Source organism: Streptomyces yokosukanensis, assembly GCF_001514035.1.
Taxonomy (GTDB): domain Bacteria; phylum Actinomycetota; class Actinomycetes; order Streptomycetales; family Streptomycetaceae; genus Streptomyces; species Streptomyces yokosukanensis.
This window is the reverse complement of sequence record NZ_KQ948211.1, coordinates 164,603-182,046: the sequence shown is the minus strand read 5'-3', so window position 1 is coordinate 182,046 and position 17,444 is coordinate 164,603. Positions and strand designations below refer to the sequence as shown.

16 protein-coding genes are annotated in these 17,444 nt (G+C 70.8%); 9 read left to right on the top strand and 7 right to left on the bottom strand.

The genetic code is table 11. The annotated features are described in order from the left end of the window. The first annotated feature begins 19 nt into the window (after nt 1–19). Entirely contained in the window at nt 20–592 is a 573-nt protein-coding gene (locus AQI95_RS16335) for a hypothetical protein (RefSeq protein WP_067123514.1), read from the top strand. Here AQI95_RS16335 and AQI95_RS16330 read toward each other — a convergent pair. From AQI95_RS16330 to AQI95_RS16320, 3 genes are all read right to left on the bottom strand, one after another. Continuing rightward, nucleotides 589–1,599: an LLM class F420-dependent oxidoreductase gene (locus AQI95_RS16330; protein WP_067123512.1), complete on the bottom strand. Its 1,011-nt coding sequence runs from the start codon at nt 1,597–1,599 to the stop codon at nt 589–591. The two genes, AQI95_RS16335 and AQI95_RS16330, sit on opposite strands and share 4 nt — an antisense overlap. Before the next feature lie 103 nt (nt 1,600–1,702). After that, nucleotides 1,703–2,464, bottom strand: a complete 762-nt coding sequence (locus AQI95_RS16325; RefSeq protein WP_067123509.1) for a hypothetical protein — start codon at nt 2,462–2,464, stop codon at nt 1,703–1,705. A gap of 116 nt (nt 2,465–2,580) precedes the next feature. Next, complete coding sequence (locus AQI95_RS16320; RefSeq protein ID WP_107121660.1) at nt 2,581–3,507, bottom strand: N-acetylmuramoyl-L-alanine amidase; 927 nt, start codon at nt 3,505–3,507, stop codon at nt 2,581–2,583. 294 nt (nt 3,508–3,801) lie between these two features. On the opposite strand from AQI95_RS16320, the gene AQI95_RS47345 reads away from it, so the two are divergent. Beyond that, entirely contained in the window at nt 3,802–4,188 is a 387-nt protein-coding gene (locus AQI95_RS47345; protein ID WP_159056529.1) for a hypothetical protein, read from the top strand. A 386-nt stretch (nt 4,189–4,574) separates the two neighbouring features. On the opposite strand, the gene AQI95_RS16315 is transcribed toward AQI95_RS47345, so the two are convergent. Continuing rightward, on the bottom strand, nt 4,575–5,228 hold the full coding sequence (locus tag AQI95_RS16315; RefSeq protein ID WP_067123507.1) for a class I SAM-dependent methyltransferase: 654 nt from the start codon (nt 5,226–5,228) through the stop codon (nt 4,575–4,577). Nucleotides 5,229–5,381: 153 nt separating this feature from the next. Then, nucleotides 5,382–7,127, bottom strand: coding sequence for an MFS transporter (locus AQI95_RS16310; protein WP_067123505.1), 1,746 nt, complete (start codon nt 7,125–7,127; stop codon nt 5,382–5,384). A gap of 163 nt (nt 7,128–7,290) precedes the next feature. On the opposite strand from AQI95_RS16310, the gene AQI95_RS16305 reads away from it, so the two are divergent. The 4 genes from AQI95_RS16305 to AQI95_RS16290 all read left to right on the top strand — a co-directional run bounded on the left by AQI95_RS16305 (nt 7,291) and on the right by AQI95_RS16290 (nt 11,351). Further along, nucleotides 7,291–8,478, top strand: a complete 1,188-nt coding sequence (locus tag AQI95_RS16305) for a lipid-transfer protein (RefSeq protein ID WP_067123503.1) — start codon at nt 7,291–7,293, stop codon at nt 8,476–8,478. A gap of 63 nt (nt 8,479–8,541) precedes the next feature. After that, complete coding sequence (locus tag AQI95_RS16300) at nt 8,542–9,984, top strand: MFS transporter (RefSeq protein ID WP_067123501.1); 1,443 nt, start codon at nt 8,542–8,544, stop codon at nt 9,982–9,984. Nucleotides 9,985–10,035: 51 nt separating this feature from the next. Then, nucleotides 10,036–10,575 (top strand): SigE family RNA polymerase sigma factor, encoded by a 540-nt coding sequence (locus tag AQI95_RS16295; protein ID WP_067123499.1) that lies wholly within the window; start codon nt 10,036–10,038, stop codon nt 10,573–10,575. A gap of 26 nt (nt 10,576–10,601) precedes the next feature. Then, nucleotides 10,602–11,351 (top strand): hypothetical protein, encoded by a 750-nt coding sequence (locus AQI95_RS16290; protein WP_244188756.1) that lies wholly within the window; start codon nt 10,602–10,604, stop codon nt 11,349–11,351. Nucleotides 11,352–11,361: 10 nt separating this feature from the next. Here the strand turns inward: AQI95_RS16290 and AQI95_RS16285 are convergent, their stop codons facing one another. Further along, nucleotides 11,362–12,003 (bottom strand): response regulator, encoded by a 642-nt coding sequence (locus tag AQI95_RS16285; protein ID WP_482255585.1) that lies wholly within the window; start codon nt 12,001–12,003, stop codon nt 11,362–11,364. A gap of 305 nt (nt 12,004–12,308) precedes the next feature. On the opposite strand from AQI95_RS16285, the gene AQI95_RS16280 reads away from it, so the two are divergent. Then, nucleotides 12,309–13,871 (top strand): alpha-L-arabinofuranosidase B, encoded by a 1,563-nt coding sequence (locus tag AQI95_RS16280; RefSeq protein WP_067123494.1) that lies wholly within the window; start codon nt 12,309–12,311, stop codon nt 13,869–13,871. Here AQI95_RS16280 and AQI95_RS16275 read toward each other — a convergent pair. Further along, nucleotides 13,849–15,123 carry a sensor histidine kinase gene (locus AQI95_RS16275; RefSeq protein WP_067123492.1) on the bottom strand — a complete coding sequence of 425 codons (1,275 nt, stop codon included), beginning with the start codon at nt 15,121–15,123 and terminating at the stop codon, nt 13,849–13,851. The two genes, AQI95_RS16280 and AQI95_RS16275, sit on opposite strands and share 23 nt — an antisense overlap. A 325-nt stretch (nt 15,124–15,448) precedes the next feature. Here AQI95_RS16275 and AQI95_RS16270 point away from each other — a divergent pair, with 325 nt between their 5' ends. Both AQI95_RS16270 and AQI95_RS16265 read left to right on the top strand, forming a co-directional pair. Then, nucleotides 15,449–16,324: a MaoC/PaaZ C-terminal domain-containing protein gene (locus AQI95_RS16270; RefSeq protein ID WP_067123491.1), complete on the top strand. Its 876-nt coding sequence runs from the start codon at nt 15,449–15,451 to the stop codon at nt 16,322–16,324. A 30-nt stretch (nt 16,325–16,354) separates the two neighbouring features. Continuing rightward, nucleotides 16,355–17,431 (top strand): Zn-dependent alcohol dehydrogenase, encoded by a 1,077-nt coding sequence (locus tag AQI95_RS16265; RefSeq protein ID WP_067123488.1) that lies wholly within the window; start codon nt 16,355–16,357, stop codon nt 17,429–17,431. Nucleotides 17,432–17,444: the final 13 nt, after the last annotated feature.

The window sequence follows — 17,444 nt, the reverse complement described above, 5'->3', positions numbered from 1 at the left end:
GACACGTCCGGAGGACCCCGTGCCCGTACCGATACGGCGCCTCTGCGTGGCGCTCACGCTCTGTACCGCCCTGCTGGCCGGTTCCACCGCCTGCGGCAGCAGCGCGAACACCAGCACGAAGGACACCGCGGCGGTTCAGGCCGTCCCCGCCGCCGCCAAGCCCAGCCCGACCACATCCGCCGAACGCCAGAAGTTCGCCAAGACCCGGTTCGTCGCGAACGCGGGCCTCGCGGCCGGCGCGACCTACCAGTGGATCGTCAAGCCCCTGAAGGCCGGGAAGTTCAAGAAGGGCGCCAAGGGCCGCAGGTCGGCCCTGGTCAAGGCGGCTCTGGCCGGTGCGTTCACCTACAACCGCCTCAAGGCGGCCCAGCGGAACGCCCAGGGCGATCCGACGCTCTCCAAGGCGCTCGCACCGCTCAGCGCCGGCATCGACGCCCTGAAGGACCTGCCGTCCAAGCTCCGCAAGGGTGACGACGGCGCGGCCAATTCCTTCAACGACATCATCGGCAAGGTCAAGGACGCCGGCGCGAGTGCCGGTGCCCCGGTCAAGAACCAGGTGCCCTCCACGTCCCAACTCGCCAAGGGAAGCTAGGAGTTCAGCTCCGCCAGCACCCTGAGGCTGTGCGGGTCCGGAGACAGGGCCAGCAGGTCCGTCACCGGACCCGCACGCCACAACTGAAGCCGCTCTGCGATGCGTTCGCGCGGACCGACCAGTGAGATCTCGTCGGCGAAGGCGTCCGGCACGGCCAGCACGGCCTCCTCCCGCCGCCCCGCGAGGAACAGTTCCTGGATGCGCCGGGCCTCCTTCTCGTACCCCATGCGCGCCATGAGGTCGGCGTGGAAGTTCCGCGCCGCGTGGCCCATGCCGCCGATGTAGAAGCCGAGCATGGCCTTCACGGGCAGCAGCCCCTCGGCGACGTCGTCACACACCTTCACCCTCGCCATCGGCGCCACGAGAAACCCCTCGGGCAGCCGGCGCACCACGTCCCCGTACACCTCGGGCCGGCTCGGCGCCCAGTACAGCGGCAGCCAGCCGTCGGCGACGCGGGCCGTCTGCGCCACGTTCTTCGGCCCCTCGGCGCCCAGCAGGACGGGCAGGTCCGGGCGGAGCGGGTGCGTGATCGGCTTGAGCGGCCTGCCGAGCCCGGTGCCCTCCGGCCCCCGGTAGGGCAGCGGATGGAACCGCCCGTCCACCTCCACCGGCCCCTCGCGCCGCAGCACCTGCCGTACGACCTCCACGTACTCCCGGGTCGCGGTCAGCGGCGACTTCGGGAACGGACGGCCGTACCAGCCCTCCACCACCTGCGGCCCGGACAGGCCGAGCCCGAGCAGCATCCGGCCGCCGGACAGATGGTCCAGGGTGAGCGCGTGCATCGCGGTGGTGGTCGGCGAGCGGGCGGCCATCTGGGCAACGGCCGTCCCCAGCCTGATCGTCGACGTCCGCGCCGCGATCCAGGTCAGCGGGGTGAACGCGTCCGAGCCCCAGGACTCCGCGGTCCACACCGAGTGATAGCCGAGCCGCTCGGCCTCCTGGGCGAGCGGCACATGACCGGCCTCCGGACCGCGTCCCCAGTACCCGAGTGCCAGACCGAGCCGCATACGCCTGCCTCCTGACGGACCGTCAGTTCCCCAGCCGGGAGGCGACTGTACGGCAACGGCCCCCCGCCCGGAAGGGCGAGGGGCCGTGTGCGGCGCTGTGCGGTCAGCCGCGCTGGATACCGGAGGTGTCCTGGAGCACGCCCCGGCGGCCGTCCTGGGTCTGCGCGACCAGCTGGGCGCCGCGCTGTTCGACGGCCAGGTACCAGGTGCCCGGCGCCAGTTCGGCGATCGGGGTCGGCGAGCCGTCCTCGCCGAACAGCGGACGGGTCACCGGCACGGCGAACCAGAACGGCGAGAAGTCCGCGGCGGCCGGAGCCGGCTGCGCCGCCGGCGCCGGAGCGCCCGGCTGCTGCTGCCCGAACGGCTGGCCCGGCTGCGGCTGCGCACCGTACGGCTGCTGCGGCTGCGCACCCGGGTACCCGTAACCACCGGGCGGCTGCGCACCGTAGGGCTGCGGGGCGACCGGCTTGGGCGCCGGGAGCAGGGCGGCCTGGAGGGCGGGGACGAGGGGGGTGGCGATGGCGGCGCCCGCGAGTACCGCCGCGGCGATGAAACCGAGGATGAGGCCGGCGCCGGCGCTCACTCCGTCGGGGACGTCGATCAGCGACCACAGCAGCGACCAGGCTGCCAGGATCCCGAACCCGGTGCCGGCCTGACCCAGGTCGAGCCCCAGTACCTTGCGCGGTTGCGGCAGGCAGCGGTTGACGACGATGAGGGCACCACCGATGACCGCGCCCATGTAGATACCCAGGCCTTCACCCAGGTCGTCCCAGGAGTTCCGGCTGATGCTGGAGCCGTAGCCCGAGTAGCTTTGGAAGGTGAGGAGCGAAGCGATGAACAGCACCACCGCTGCTCCGATCACCACGCCGTCGCCTCTAGTGAGGGAGCGGATATTCACTTCAGGTCCTTCGTAAGTCGTCTCGTCGTCGGTAGACACTACCGTCCGCAAGATCCGGCTGTCCGCCTGGTTCCGCCCACCGGTCACGACCGACGCAGGAAACTCACGATTCCCTCAGAGATCCCTTGCGCGGCCTTCTGCCGCCAGGCGCCGCTGGTCAGCAGTGCCGCGTCCTTGCTATCGCGCATGTTGCCGCACTCGATGAACACCTTCGGAACCGTTGACAGATTGAGACCGCCGAGGTCGGTGCGTGTGACGAGACCGGTACCTCCGCCGAGGTAGTTGGACGGCGGCTCGCCGGTGTCGCGCAGGAAGGTGCCCGCGAGGCGTGTGCCGAGGTCATGGGAAGGGCCCACGATCTTGCGGGTGTCGGCGGCACCGGCGTGCACGGACCCGGGGAGGATGACGTGGAAGCCGCGGTTGCCGGCCGCGGAGCCGTCGGCGTGGATGGAGATCGCGGCGTCGGCGTGCGCCTCGTTGCCGATCCGGGCCCGCTGGTCCACGCACGGCCCCCAGGCCGGGTGGTCGCCGTCACGGGTCAGCTTCACCGTGGCGCCCTGCTTCTGCAGCAGCGTGCGCAGCCGGTGGGCGACGTCGAGGGTGAACCGGGCCTCGGTGTAACCGGCGTTCGTGGACGTCCCGGTGGTGTCGCACTCCTTCTTGTTCGTCCCGATGTCCACCTTGCGGTTGATCTCGGTCGTGTGCTGGAAGTTGTCCTGGTTGTGCCCGGGGTCGATGACGACGACCTTGCCCTTCAGGGAGGCGGACGCGGGCGCCGCCGAGGGCTGCTTGCCGTCGTCCCCGACGGACGCCGAGGGGGAGGCGGTGCCGGCGGGCGTGGCGACGGCGGCCGTGCGGTCCGAGCCGCCGCCGGCTCCGCCGCCCACCGCCTCGTACACCACCCAGCCGAGCAGCGCGCCCGGCACCAGCGCGGCGAGCGCCACGGTCAGCGGCCCGCGCCGGAACCGGCGGGGCTGCGAGGGTTCGAACTCCGGGCCTACGTACGACACGTCTGCCACCCTACGGCGTATTCGCTGCGTCTGTGCGTCTGACACCCTTCCATCGAACTGGAAGCTGCTGAAGCGGCGCGGTTGAGCGATGGCCGATTCGGCGAAAATATCGCTTTGTTGTGCAGTGGTTGCAAGGCTCTACTGTTGCCTCAGCTGGAGCTGAAGGCGGCCATGAGCGGGTGGCTCCTGTCCGGGAAGGGCGCGTCCAGTTTGGCGATTTCAGGGATTGCGACAGGATAGCAAGTGTATTATCGTGCACATGCCACTATTAATTCAATTCCGAGGGGGAGTTTCATGAGCATCAAGAAGAGGGCTCTGACGCTGATGGCGGTTGGTGCGCTGTTGGGTATACCTCTGATCGGTGTAAGTGCCGCCAACGCCAGCGCCGCCAATGTCGGCCCTCAAGGTCTTTGCTTCAGTACGGCAATACCTGCAGACACGTCCAGTGGGGTGTTCCGCCTCAAGAAGACTCTTCCGCTTAAGAAGGGGCCATACACTGGCTGTGCCGATGCCAAGTTTGCGCTTGAAGGGCGTAAGTTCTACGCGTGGTGCTATTACACCAACCTGCAAGGCAACTTGTGGTACTACGGGAGTGAAGCGATCGATGGTGACAAGGGGTGGGTGTATGTGGGCAACCTGACCTTCCTCTCTGGGACTCTGAAGCCCTGCCCACAAGCATAGGTATCTCGACATGACGCCAGTGGAGGCCCCAGAGGGTGATCGTTCGTGCGCCTGGGTGCCTCCACTGTGCTAAGTCTCCGTGTGGGAGATCCGGTTGCGCGTAAGGCGTTGGCTGGTCATGCTGCCGGACCTGTCAGTGGCGGAGTCGCCATCGAAGTCGGTGAGGATGATAAATCCTCCGTGTCCTAGCCAGGGGTTGCGATCCTGTGAAAGAGATATTAGTCGGGAGGCTAGTGCTGGCGTCAGTGAGAGTCAGAGCATCAAGACGGTGAGCGTGAGTGCTGCCGCTATTAGATGAGCGAATTGCTCTACCGTCTTGAGGTAGCAAATCGGGTCACGGGTGTTTGTAAAGCGGAGTTCGAGTGGTCCCCCATGTAACCGGGCCCTCAGATCCCCGCGCCCGTTCGCCGCAGGACACGCAGGGAGCCGGTCGCCGAGACCTCCGTGAACGCCCCGGACCCGAGGGCCCTCAGGTACACCCGGTACGGCGCCTGGCCGGTGAACTCGTCCTCGGGCTCCGGGAAGACGTCGTGGACGACCAGCAGCCCGCCTTCGGCCACATGGGGCGCCCAGCCCTCGTAGTCGGCGCCGGCGTGCTCGTCCGTATGGCCGCCGTCGACGAACACGAAGCCGAGCGGGGAGTTCCAGATCGCCGCGATCTGCGGGGAGCGGCCCACGAGGGCGACCACCTGCTCCTCCAGCCCCGCCCGGAACAGCGTGCGGCGGAAGGTGGGCAGGGTGTCCATCAGGCCGATCTCGGGGTCGACGGTCTCCGGGTCGTGGTACTCCCACCCGGGCTGCTGCTCCTCGCTGCCGCGGTGATGGTCGACGGTCAGTACGGTGACCCCCGCCGTACGGGCCGCGTCGGCGAGCAGCACCGTGGACCGCCCGCAGTACGTCCCGACCTCCAGCAACGGCAGTCCCAGCCGTCCCGCCTCCACTGCCGCCGCGTACAACGCCAGCCCCTCGTCCACGGGCATGAACCCCTTGGCCGCCTCGAACGCGGCCAGGATGTCGGGCTTGGGTGCGGGGACGGGCATGGGGCGCCTCTCTGTCGTACGTCGGTCCGACCGCCCATGCTGCCGCACCCCCGGCCACTGATGTGACAGGGGGTGCGTTGTGCAGGGGCGCGGGGAACTGCGCGACCAGCCACGACGGCGAGTCGGTCGCCGGACGGGCAGTACCCCCGAGTTCTAGGCGCTCACAGTCTCCCCGGGCAACGAAAGATCCAGAGCGACAGCCCGCTCCTCCCCGGAATGCGTGGCGGCAGAGGCGAGCGGCCCATGGCCGGAGGCCTTCGCGGCCAGCACGTACGCTCCCTGCGCCGGCACGGCCAGTGCGTACGTGCCGTCCTCGCCGGAGACCGTCGCCCCCGCCTGCCGCCCGCGCCGGTCGATCAGCGTGACCTTGGCACGGGCCACCGGAGTGCCGGAGGCGTCCAGAACCAGGCCGCGGAATCCGCGCAGCACCTCTTCCGCCCGCTCCAGCGCCGCGTCCTCCTCGCTGCTGGCCCGCAGCTGCGTGTGCTGCTGCACCGGGCGCCGGGCCTTCGGCAGGCACAGGGCCATCAGCAGGCCCACCGCGACGGCGGCCGTCGCGATCAGGAAGGACACGTGGAAGCCGTGCATGGTGGGGATCGCCATGCCGCCCACGTGGTTCGCCGTGTTGGCCAGCACCATGCCGATGACGGCGCTCGACACCGACGTGCCGATGGACCGCATCAGCGTGTTCAGGCCGTTGGCCGCGCCGGTCTCCGAGGCGGGGACCGCGCCGACGATCAGCGCGGGCAGCGAGGAGTAGGCGAGGCCGATGCCCGCGCCGAGGACGACGGACGTGACGACGGTCTGCCAGGCCGCGTCCATCAGGCCGAGGCCGCCGCCGTAGCCGAGCGCGATGATCAGCAGGCCGATGATGAGGGTGACCTTCGGGCCGTACTTGGCGGACAGCCGGGCGTACACCGGGGCCGTGAACATCATCGTCAGGCCCAGCGGGGCCACGCACAGGCCCGCGACGACCATGGACTGGCCGAGGCCGTAGCCGGTGGCCTTCGGCAGCTGGAGCAGCTGGGGCAGGACGAGCGAGACGACGTAGAACGCGACGCCGACCATGATCGACGCGAGGTTGGTGAAGAGGACGGCCGGGCGCGCGGTGGTGCGCAGGTCGACCAGGGGTGCCTCGACGCGCAGCTCGAACAGGCCCCACAGGACGAGGACGGCGACCGACCCGGCGAACAGGCCGAGCGTGGTGCCGGAGGACCAGCCCCAGTCGCTGCCCTTGGTGATGGGCAGCAGGAGCAGTACCAGGCCGGTGGACAGGCCGAGGGCGCCGACCACGTCGAAGGAGCCCTCGGCGCGCATCGGGGACTCGGGCACGACGAGGAGGGTGAGGACGATGGCGAGCACGCCGAGGCCGGCGGCGCCGTAGAAGAGGGCGTGCCAGTTCGTGTGCTGCGCGACCAGGGCGGCGGCGGGCAGCGCGAGGCCGCCGCCCACGCCTATGGAGGAGCTCATCAGGGCCATGGCCGAGCCGAGCTTCTCGCGCGGCAGCATGTCGCGCATCAGGCCGATGCCGAGCGGGATCGCGCCCATCGCGAAGCCCTGCAGCGTCCGGCCGACGATCATGGTGAGCAGCTGGCTGGTGAGCGCGCTGACCAGGGCGCCGACCACCATGACGGCGAGGCTGAGGATCAGCATCCGCCGCTTGCCGTACAGGTCGCCGAGCCGGCCCATGATCGGGGTGGCCACGGCGCCGGACAGCAGGGTCGAGGTGAGTACCCAGGTGGCGTTGCTGGGGGCGGTGCTCAGCAGCTGCGGCAGGTCCTTGATGACCGGCACGAGCAACGTCTGCATCACCGCGACGACGATGCCCGCGAAGGCGAGCACCGGGACAACGGCGCCGCTCGCCCTCCGGTCCGGCTGGTCGGTCGTCGTGTGGGTCATGGAGTCGAGGCCTCCCCGTAGTGATAAGTGCCGGGTAAACCTCGTATGCACAGGCAACTATTCCGTTGCTTCGGGCTTCTAATGGATCCTTGACCAGCTCATGGGGATCTGATCTGACGTCAGGGGATGGCGAGTTGGTGGAACACGTTCTAGTCTGCGCGCCATGAAGGCTTATGTAGCCGGGGTCGGGATGACGAGGTTCGAGAAGCCCGAGACCCGTTCATGGCAGTACTGGGACATGGCGAGGGAAGCGGGCGAGGCGGCCCTCGCGGACGCCGGAATCGACTACACGGACGTGCAACAGGTTCCCGTCGGCTACTGCTTCCAGCCCTCGACCGCCGGTCAGCGCGCCGCCTATGAACTCGGTCTCACCGGCGTCCCCGTCTACAACGTCAACAACAACTGCGCGACGGGCTCGACCGCGCTGATGCTCGCCCGGCAGCTCGTCGAGGGCGGCGCCGCCGACTGCGTACTGGCGCTGGGCTTCGAGAAGATGAAGAAGGGCGCGCTGGGCGGCGGAGCCGACGGGGGCGACTTCTCGACCTCGCCGGTCGCCCGGCACTACGGCGTCATGGCCGCCCGGCACGGCTTCGAGATGACCCCGCCCACCGCGCAGATCTTCGGCGACGCGGCCCGCGAGCACATGGAGAGGTACGGCACGACCGAGGCCCAGCTCGCCGCGGTCGCCGCCAAGAACCACCGGCACTCCGCGCACAACCCGCGCGCCCAGTTCCGCGACGTGTACGACGTCGCCGACATCCTCGCCTCCCGCACGGTCCACCGGCCGCTGACCAAGCTCCAGTGCTCGCCGACCTCGGACGGCGCGGCGGCGGCCGTGGTGGTGTCGCAGGGGTTCGCCGCGCGGCGCGGGCTCACCGGGCTCGTCGAGATCGCCGGGCAGGCCATGACCACGGACACCGAGGAGTCCTTCGCGTCCGGCTCCTGCATCGACGTCGTCGGGCAGCCCATGTCCCGTGCGGCGGCCCGGCAGGCCTACGAGCACGCCGGGCTCGGCATCGAGGACGTGGACGTGATCGAGCTGCACGACTGCTTCTCGGTCAACGAGCTGCTGACCTACGAGGCGCTCGGCATGTGCGCGGCCGGGGAGTCGGGGAAGCTGGTCGAGTCGGGCGCGACGACCTACGGCGGCCGGTGGGTGGTGAACCCGTCGGGCGGGCTGATCTCCAAGGGGCACCCGCTCGGCGCGACCGGGCTGGCCCAGACGGCCGAGCTGGTGTGGCAGCTGCGGGGAGCGGCGGGGGAGCGGCAGGTGCCCAGGGCGCGGGTGGGCCTCGCCCACAACATCGGGCTGGGCGGGGCGGCCGTCGTGACGGTGCTGCGCGCGGTGTAGGCCGTACGGCCTACTGCCGATGGTTCGAAATGCCGATGCAAGGACCGTAACCGGGTTGAGAGCATGACATCCATGCTCGAAGCCGCCGACACCACGCCTCTCATATCCCGTCTTCTGTCCCGCCGTACGACCGCGCCCACCTGGCTGGTCGTGGCGCTCGCCTGCGCCGGACAGTTCCTGGTCGTCCTCGATGTGTCGGTGGTCAACGTGGCCCTGCCGTCCATGCGGACCGGCCTCGGCCTGACCCCCTCCGGTCTGCAGTGGGTGGTGAACGCCTACGCCATCGCCTTCGCCGGGTTCATGCTGCTCGGCGGCCGGGCCGGCGATCTGTACGGGCGCAAGCGGATGTTCCTGGTCGGCCTCGGCCTGTTCACGCTGGCCTCGCTGGGCGGCGGCCTCGCCCAGGAGGGCTGGCAGCTGCTGCTGGCGCGGGCCGTGCAGGGGCTCGGCGCGGCGGTGCTGGCCCCCTCGACGCTGACCCTGCTGACGGCCGCGGTGCCGGAGGGGGCGGCGCGGGCGCGGGCGATAGCGACCTGGACCGCGGTCGGTGCCGGGGGCGGAGCCGCGGGCGGACTGGTCGGCGGAGTCCTCGTGGACGTGCTGGACTGGCGCTGGGTGCTGCTGATCAACGTGCCGGTGGGCGCCCTGGTGCTGGCCGGCTCGGTGATCTGGCTCAGCGAGAGCCGGGCCGGCGACGGGCGGCGCCTGGACCTGCCGGGCGCGCTGCTGGTGACGGCGGGCCTCGCGACCCTCGCGTACGGCATCTCACGGACGGAGGCGGCGGGCTGGACGGCTCCGGACACCCTGCTGCCGCTGCTCGGCGGGCTGCTGCTGATCGCACTGTTCCTGCTGGTCGAGGCGCGTACGGCGGCCCCGCTGATGCCGCTCGGCCTGCTCCGGCTGCGCTCGGTCGCGTCGGCGAACGCGGCGATGTTCCTCTCCGGCTCGGCCATGTTCTGCATGTGGTACTTCATGACGCTCTACGCCCAGAACGTCCTCGGCTACTCGCCGCTGGAGGCCGGTCTGGCCCTGGTGCCCAGCTCGCTGGCCGTGATCATCGGCTCCAAGCTGGCGCCCCGCCTGATGCGGGCGGCGGGCGCGCGGCCCGTGGCGACGCTGGGCACGCTGGTGGCGGCGGCCGGCTTCGGCTGGCAGTCGACGATGAGCGCGCACGGGGCGTACCTCACCGCGATCATGATCCCGGGGATCCTGATGATGCTCGGCGCGGGGCTGGCGGCGACCCCGCTCGCCTCCCTGGCCACGTCGGGGGCGGCGCCGGGCGAGGCCGGTGTGGTGTCGGGGCTGGTCAACACCTCGCGCACGATGGGCGGTTCGCTCGGGCTCGCCGTGCTGTCGACGGTCGCCGCGGCCGGGACGGGCAGCGGCCGCGGTCCCGAGGCGCTGACGGACGGCTACGCGCTGGCCTTCCGGGCCGGTACGGCGGTGCTGCTGGGCGGGGCGGTGCTCATGCTGGCGTGGCTGCCGCGGAAAATCTCCTCGACGTGAGGCAACGATCGGGGCCGTCCATGGACTCCTTTTGATGTCTAGGAGGTGCCCATGGGGGACAGGAAGCAGGGTGGGAACGAAGAGTTCCAGAGCTTCATGGTCGGCCGCTGGCCGCGGCTGATGCGTACGGCATTTCTCCTCACGGGGGAGCAGCACGCCGCCGAGGATCTGGTCCAGTCGACGCTGGAGCGGGTCTATGTGTCCTGGCGCAAGGTCGGCTCGGCCGACGATCCGGAGGCGTACGTCCGGCGCGTGATGATCAATCTGCATGCGCGCAAACACAGAAGAAGGCTCAAGGAGTTCCTCGCTCCGAAGGACGACTCGGGCCTGGCACACGAGGTGGCCGACACGGGGGACCGGATCGCGCAGGCCGACGACCGCAGCACCCTGCTCGGGGCGCTCGCCCAACTGCCCGTACGGCAGCGGGAGGCGGTGGTCCTGCGCTACTGGGAGGACCTCACGGAGACACAGACGGCGGAGGCGATGGGCTGCTCGGTCGGCACGGTGAAGAGCAACGCGGCCAAGGGGATCGCGAAACTGCGGGCCATACCGGGACTGGCCGAGACGGTGATGCACGGAGGACGGAAGTGATGGGCGCGGACCGGGAGAAGCACGACATGACGCACACGGACATCGCCTTCCTCCTCGCGGACGCCGCGGACGAGGTCGAGATCGGCATAGCCCCGGTCGAGGCGGTCGTCCGCGGCGGCCGCCGCCGCAGAGCCCGCCGCTGGGCGGTGGCCACGGCCACGGCCCTGGTGCTGGCGGGGTCGACGGGGGCCACGCTGGCGGTCACCGGACTGCCCGGCCACACCGACCGGAACGCGGTCGTGGTGGCAAAGCCGTCCACCCCCGAGGCCCGGCACGTGTATGCCCCGCAGATCACGGAGGTGGCGCACGGCACGGACCACGGCACGAGCTGGCGCGTGGTCGTGTCCGTGTGGGGAGCACCGCGTGACAAGGCGGAGGCGGCGGGGCAGCTGGCCGCGATGCGGAGGTACGGCCTGGAGCGGGCCGTGCTTCCCGACGGCCGGCACCTGGTCGGCATGACCTCGTACTACTCGGGCCTGTACTACGGCGACCACCCTTTGAGAACGGCCATGTTCAACAGGGTCGAGAAGTGGGAGCCCCTGTCCGGCACGGACCTGATGTCCGCGGCCCTCCCCCTGGGCGAGGCGGCCTCCGACGGCCCCGAGCGGCTCGTGGTGGGCACGGTCTCCACCACCGCCCGGCAGGTCAGATGCGGCTGGAAGAACGGCACCAGCACCATGGCCGAGCTGCGGGCGGTGGCCGGATCCCCGGTCACCTGGTTCGTGTGCACGGCCCCGGACCGGACGAGCTACGAGAACGCGGAGGTGGTCCGGTAGCGCCCACGACTCACAGCCAGCCCTGCTGCCGGGCCTCGCGCACCGCCTCCGCCCGGTTGCGGGTGCCGGTCTTGCCGATCGCCGAGGAGAGGTAGTTGCGGACGGTGGACTCGGACAGATGCAGGGCGCCTGCGATGTCGGCGACCGTCGCCCCGTCCACCGACGCCTTCAGCACATCGCACTCACGGGCCGTCAGCGGGCTCGGTCCGGCGCCGAGCGCGGCGGCGGCCAGCGCGGGATCGACGACGGTCTCCCCGGTGAGCACGCGCCGGATCGCCGCGGCGAGTTCCTCCACGGGCCCGTCCTTGACGAGGAACCCGGCCGCCCCGGCCTCCATGGCCCGCCGCAGATAGCCGGGTCGGCCGAAGGTGGTGAGGATCAGCACCCGGCAGTCGGGCGCCTGCTCCCGCAGCTGCGCCGCCGCGTCCAGCCCGCTGGCGCCCGGCAGTTCGATGTCCAGCAGGGCCACGTCCGGCCGGTGCAGCAGCGCCGCGTCGACGATCGCGTCACCGCGCGAGAGCTGGGCGACGACCTCGATGTCGTCCTCCATGCCGAGCAGCAGGGCGAGCGCACCACGCATCATGCCCTGGTCCTCGGCGAGCAGCACCCGGATGCACTTGGCGGGCCGATGGTCCCGGGGCATCTCGTCCATGCGCTCACCCTACGGCCACCGGGCCGATCGGCAGGGGCGCGGCGAGGGTTTCGCGGACGTCGTCCGGCAGATGCCTGAAGAGGCGGATTTCCTCCGGTGGCCGGTGCCGGTGTGCGAGGGGCGTCGGCAAAGAATCCGCTTGATTCGGTGCAGCGGGGGTTGACGGTCGCGGGCGGCCTGAAAACAATCGCCCCTGCATTTCCGGAATCCCACCGAAATTCGGCAGCGGAATAGGTTCGGTATTTCGATCGAACAGCATCCGAAATACCGAACATGCCCCTGCCCATGACGAACCGAGGTGCACCTTGCCCACCGGAACCCCCCGCCCCCGGCGCCTGAGAAGCGCCGCGCTCCGCGTCCTCGCCGTCTGCGCGACGCTCGCCGCGCTGCTGCTCGGCGCCGGTGCGCCGCAGGCCGCCGCCGCCAGTTCGCTGCCCTGCGACCTCTACGCCGCCGCGGGCACCCCGTGCGTCGCCGCGCACAGCCTGGTCCGGGCGCTGTACGCGTCGTACGACGGCCCGCTCTACCGGGTGCAGCGGGCCTCGGACGGCGCCACGAAGGACATCGGGCTGCTCGCCACCGGCGGTTACGCCGCCGCGGCCGCCCAGGACGCCTTCTGCTCCGGCACGACCTGCGTCATCACCGAGATCTACGACCAGTCCGCCCGCCACAACGACCTCACCGTCGAGGGCGCGGGCGGCGCCGGCGCGGCCGATGTCGGTGCCCCGGCCGACGCGCTCCCCGTGACCGCCGGCGGCCACCAGGTCTACGGCCTGGAGATCTCCGCCGGCATGGGCTACCGGGACGACTCCACCTCGGGCGTCGCCACGAACGGGGCCGCCGAGGGGATGTACATGGTGACGTCCGGCACCCATGTCAACGGCGCCTGCTGCTTCGACTACGGCAACGCCGAGACCAACAACAAGGACACCGGCAACGGGCACATGGACGCCATCAACTTCGCCACCGAGTGCTGGTTCTCCCCCTGCTACGGCCAGGGCCCCTGGGTGCAGGCCGACCTGGAGAACGGGCTGTTCCAGTCGGATGCCGGACACAGCAGGAACACCTCCGACACGGGCACCGGACCGCTGCCTTTCGTGACCGCACTACTCAAGAACAACGGCCAGGACCATTTCGCGCTGAAATACGGGAACGCGCAATCGGGTGGGCTCACGACCACCTATTCCGGAGGTGAGCCGACCGCCGGTGGATACTCGCCGATGCACCAGGAGGGCGCGATCGTCCTCGGCACCGGCGGCGACAACAGCAACGGCTCCATCGGCTCCTTCTACGAGGGCGTCATGACCGCGGGCATCCCGACCGACGCCGCCGACAACGCCGTCCAGGCCGATGTCGTCTCCGTCGGCTACGGCGCCGCGACCGGCAGTACCGGCACGCTGAACCCCGGCTCGGAGATCTCGCTGCGCGCCACCACGTCCTGCTGCACCGCCGACTACGTCCGCCACCAGAAGAACGCCGGCGTCCTCTCCTCCGTGACCTCCGCCGGCTCCGGCCTCAACAAGAACGACGCCACCTGGATCGTCCGCAGGGGACTCGCCGACAGCTCCTGCCTCTCCTTCGAGTCGCGCAACTACCCCGGTGACTTCCTGCGCCACTCCGACTTCAAGCTCTACCGGCAGCCCATGGACGGCACCGCTCTGTTCCGGGCCGACGCCACCTTCTGCCCGCAGACCGGCAGGAGCGGCACCGGCACCTCGTTCGCCTCGTACAACTACCCGGCCCGATATCTGCGCCACTACGACTACAACCTGTACATAGCGAGCGACGGCGGCTCCGAGGACTTCGACAGCACCACGTCCTGGACCGACGACGTCAGCTGGGCGGTCAGCCCGCCCTGGGCGCCGTAGCCACCGCCTGCGCGAACTGCGCCGACTGCACCGGGAGTTCGGCGGTCACCGTGAAACCGCCGCGTGGCGACGGGCCGGCCGTGAGTGAGCCGCCCGCCGCCGCGAGGCGCTCGGTCAGCCCCTTCAGGCCCGTGCCGCCGATGCCCGGCTGGGGCCGGCTCACGGGCGTGCCGCCGCCGTTGTCGGTGACGGTCAGCCGGACCTGCTCGGGACCGCTCTGCACGGTGATCTCGCAGCGGCCGGCGTCGCTGTGCCGGACCACATTGGTGACCGCCTCACGCACCACCCAGCCGAGCAGCGCCTCGGTCTGCGGTTCGAGCGGTGTACCGGACTGCCGTACCACCGGCTCCACGCTCGCCGCTGCCAGCGCCGAGCGGGCCCGGGCCAGCTCGGTGGCGAGGCTCCCCTCCCGGTAGCCGGTCACCGCCTCGCGGATCTCGGTGAGCGCCTGCCGGCCCACCGACTCGATGTCCGTGATCTGGCCCAGTGCCGCGTCCATGTCGCGCGCGGCCAGCCGCCGGGCCGCCTCCGACTTCACCACGATCACCGACAGCGTGTGCCCCAGCAGATCGTGCAGATCCCGCGAGAAGCGCAGCCGCTCCTTCTCGACCGCGCGCCGGGCCAGCTCCTCGCGGGCGGCGCGCAGCTCCCGTACCGCCTCGGACAGGCCGAGGATCGCGGCGGTCACCATGCTGGAGAGGAAAGTGGCGTAGCCGATGTTCGTCGCGTCGCCCCAGTTGTCGCGGATCCCGGAGACGGTCGCCGCGTAGATCGAGAGCAGCACGCCGGTGCGGCCCAGCCAGGGGCCGCGCAGGGTGGCGCCGGCCGCGAGGCCCAGCAGGGGGAAGAACATCAGCCAGTTGCCGCCGTACCCGACGGCCAGGGCCGTGGTCAGCAGGCCCATCAGCAGCAGCGCCACCCGGGTGGAGACGGCCTCGCGCCTGGCCCGCTCGAAGGACCGGAAGGTGACGTAGATGTAGAGGGAATTGAAGGCGAGCAGACCGATGCCGCCGATCCAGGGGTTCGGGGTCTTGCCCTGCAGGAGGTTGGAGAAGGAGCCCATCCCCATCAGCAGCCAGGGCAGCAGCGAGAAGCCGGTGGGCGGCGGTCCCGGATGGTCGACGTCCGGATTCCTGCCCCGCTTCGAGGCCGCCCGCTGCGCCGCCTTGAAGCGCTCGTGGTCCGCCTTCCACTCGATCCGCGCCGTGCGCCAGGCCCGCGCCTGGCGCCGCACTCCGCGCCACACCGTCATGTCCGTGCTCCCCCGATCAGCTGGTCCCCGCCGCACGGCGGTACGACAGCCCGGCGCGGGAACCGAACGGTTCCGGCCAAGCCGTCAGCACGATGATGGCACCCGCGACCAGGACGCGGCAGATGCGCATGTACGGACTCGGGCAGTACAAATGTCACCGGCCGCGAAACCTGACACCTCGTCAGGAGCCTTCACAACTGCGGAGTGCTCGGCTATACAGAGGGCGCTGGACTGGAACGCGTTCTAGATCCGCCCCAAGGACGACCTCGGTGCGGCCGACGGTGCGGACGACCGCGCCGAGGTCTTGAACCGCCACAGGAGCCCTATGCCCATCGACGCAGCCAAAGCCCTCGCGGCCGAGCCCCGTACCGGGGACATCTCCTGGACCACCAAGGATGTCCAGCTCTACCACCTCGGCATCGGCGCCGGCGCGAATCCCGACAGGCCCAGCCCCGCCACCGACCCCGGCGAACTGCGCTACACCCTGGAGTCCCGGCTGCACGTCCTGCCGAGCTTCGCCACCGTCGCGGGCTCCGGCGCGCCCGGTGTGATCAGCGGGCTGTCCATGCCCGGTGTGGAGGTCGAACTCGCCAAGGTCCTGCACGGCGGGCAGACGCTGGAGATCCACCGCCCCATCCCGGCCGAGGGCACGGCGAGGGCGACCAACCGGCTCGCCGCCGTCTACGACAAGGGCAAGGCCGCCATCCTGGTCCTGCGCACCGAGGTCGCCGACGCCGACGGCCCGCTGTGGACCAACGACGCCCAGATCTTCGTACGGGGCGAGGGCGGCTGGGGCGGCGACCGCGGCCCCTCCACCCGGCTCGACCCGCCCGTCGGCGAGCCCGACCTGAGCGTCGAGCGCCCGATCCGCGAGGACCAGGCCCTCCTCTACCGCCTCTGCGGCGACTGGAACCCGCTGCACGCCGACCCCGACTTCGCCCGGCACGCCGGTTTCGACAGGCCCATCCTGCACGGGCTGTGCACCTACGGCATCACGCTCAAGGCGGTCGTGGACACGCTGCTCGGCGGGGACGTGAGCCGGGTGCGGTCCTACACCACCCGCTTCGCCGGGGTCGTGTTCCCGGGCGAGACCCTCCGGATCCGCATGTGGCAGGGGAAGGGGAGCGTCCGGGTGGCCGTGAGCGCCGCGGAGCGGGGGGACGCTCCGGTCCTCGCCGACACCATCGTCCAATACTCCTGATCCAGACGGTAGTTGAGGGGAGCCGCAGCAATGCGCGCAGCCGTACTGCACGAGATCGGCCAGGAAAAGCTGGAGGTCCTCGACGACGTCGAGGCGGTGGGCTTCGGCCCCGGCAAGGTCAGGGTCCGGGTGCGGGCCACCGGGCTGTGCCACTCCGACCTGTCCGCGATGAGCGGCGTACTGCCGCAGCCCGCGCCGTTCGTGCCGGGCCACGAGGGCGCCGGCGAGATCCTCGAGGTCGGGGACGGGGTGCGGGGGCTGCGGCCCGGCGACCGGGTCGTCCTGTGCTGGCTGCCCGCCTGCGGCGCCTGCCCGGCCTGCAAGCGCGGCCAGACCCAGCTGTGCCTGGCCGGATTCATGAACGCGGGTACGCCGAACTTCAAGCGAGCCTCCGGCGATGTCTTCGGCTTCGCCGGTACGGGCACCTTCGCCGAGGAGGTCGTGGTCGACGCCGGCTGCGCCGTCCCCATCCCCGAGGACGTGCCCTTCGACATCGCCGCGCTGATCGGCTGCGGGGTGACGACGGGGCTCGGCGCCGCGCTCAACACCGCGGACGTGGAGGCCGGTTCGTCGGTCGCCGTCATCGGCTGCGGAGGTGTCGGCATCTCGGCGGTGCAGGGGGCGCGGCTCAAGGGCGCCGCCGAGATCGTCGCCGTGGACCCGGTCGCCTCCCGGCGCGAGTCCGCCCTGAAGTTCGGCGCCACGAAGGCCGTTTCGCCGGACGAGCTGGCCGAGGCCAAGCAGCAGGTCACCGGCGGCGAGGGCTTCGACTACGTCTTCGAGGTGGTCGGTCGGTCGGCCACCGCCCGCACCGCCTACGAGAACACCCGGCGCGGCGGCACCCTCGTCGTGGTCGGCGCCGGTGCCATGGACGACTTCCTGCAGCTCAACATGTTCGAGCTGTTCTTCGACGAGAAGCGCATCCTGCCGTCCATGTACGGCGGCGGCGACGTGCTGCGCTCCTACGAGCGCGCGATCGCCCTGTGGCAGGCCGGCCGTATCGACCTGGCGGGCCTGATCACCCACCGGGTGCGGCTCTCGGAGATCAACGAGGCACTGGACCAGATGCGTACCGGGACGGCCCTGCGTACGTGCATCGAGATCTGAGGACGGGGACCGG

What these genes read in the sequence shown, in the direction of transcription:
- AQI95_RS16330 (WP_067123512.1), bottom strand. Translation starts at nt 1,599, where the DNA reads ATGCGGCTCGGTCTGGCACTCGGGTACTGGGGACGCGGTCCGGAGGCC.
- AQI95_RS47345 (WP_159056529.1), top strand. Translation starts at nt 3,802, where the DNA reads ATGAGCATCAAGAAGAGGGCTCTGACGCTGATGGCGGTTGGTGCGCTG.
- AQI95_RS16315 (WP_067123507.1), bottom strand. Translation starts at nt 5,228, where the DNA reads ATGCCCGTCCCCGCACCCAAGCCCGACATCCTGGCCGCGTTCGAGGCG.
- AQI95_RS16310 (WP_067123505.1), bottom strand. Translation starts at nt 7,127, where the DNA reads ATGACCCACACGACGACCGACCAGCCGGACCGGAGGGCGAGCGGCGCC.
- AQI95_RS16305 (WP_067123503.1), top strand. Translation starts at nt 7,291, where the DNA reads ATGAAGGCTTATGTAGCCGGGGTCGGGATGACGAGGTTCGAGAAGCCC.
- AQI95_RS16300 (WP_067123501.1), top strand. Translation starts at nt 8,542, where the DNA reads ATGACATCCATGCTCGAAGCCGCCGACACCACGCCTCTCATATCCCGT.
- AQI95_RS16295 (WP_067123499.1), top strand. Translation starts at nt 10,036, where the DNA reads ATGGGGGACAGGAAGCAGGGTGGGAACGAAGAGTTCCAGAGCTTCATG.
- AQI95_RS16290 (WP_244188756.1), top strand. Translation starts at nt 10,602, where the DNA reads ATGACGCACACGGACATCGCCTTCCTCCTCGCGGACGCCGCGGACGAG.
- AQI95_RS16285 (WP_482255585.1), bottom strand. Translation starts at nt 12,003, where the DNA reads ATGGACGAGATGCCCCGGGACCATCGGCCCGCCAAGTGCATCCGGGTG.
- AQI95_RS16275 (WP_067123492.1), bottom strand. Translation starts at nt 15,123, where the DNA reads ATGACGGTGTGGCGCGGAGTGCGGCGCCAGGCGCGGGCCTGGCGCACG.
- AQI95_RS16270 (WP_067123491.1), top strand. Translation starts at nt 15,449, where the DNA reads ATGCCCATCGACGCAGCCAAAGCCCTCGCGGCCGAGCCCCGTACCGGG.
- AQI95_RS16265 (WP_067123488.1), top strand. Translation starts at nt 16,355, where the DNA reads ATGCGCGCAGCCGTACTGCACGAGATCGGCCAGGAAAAGCTGGAGGTC.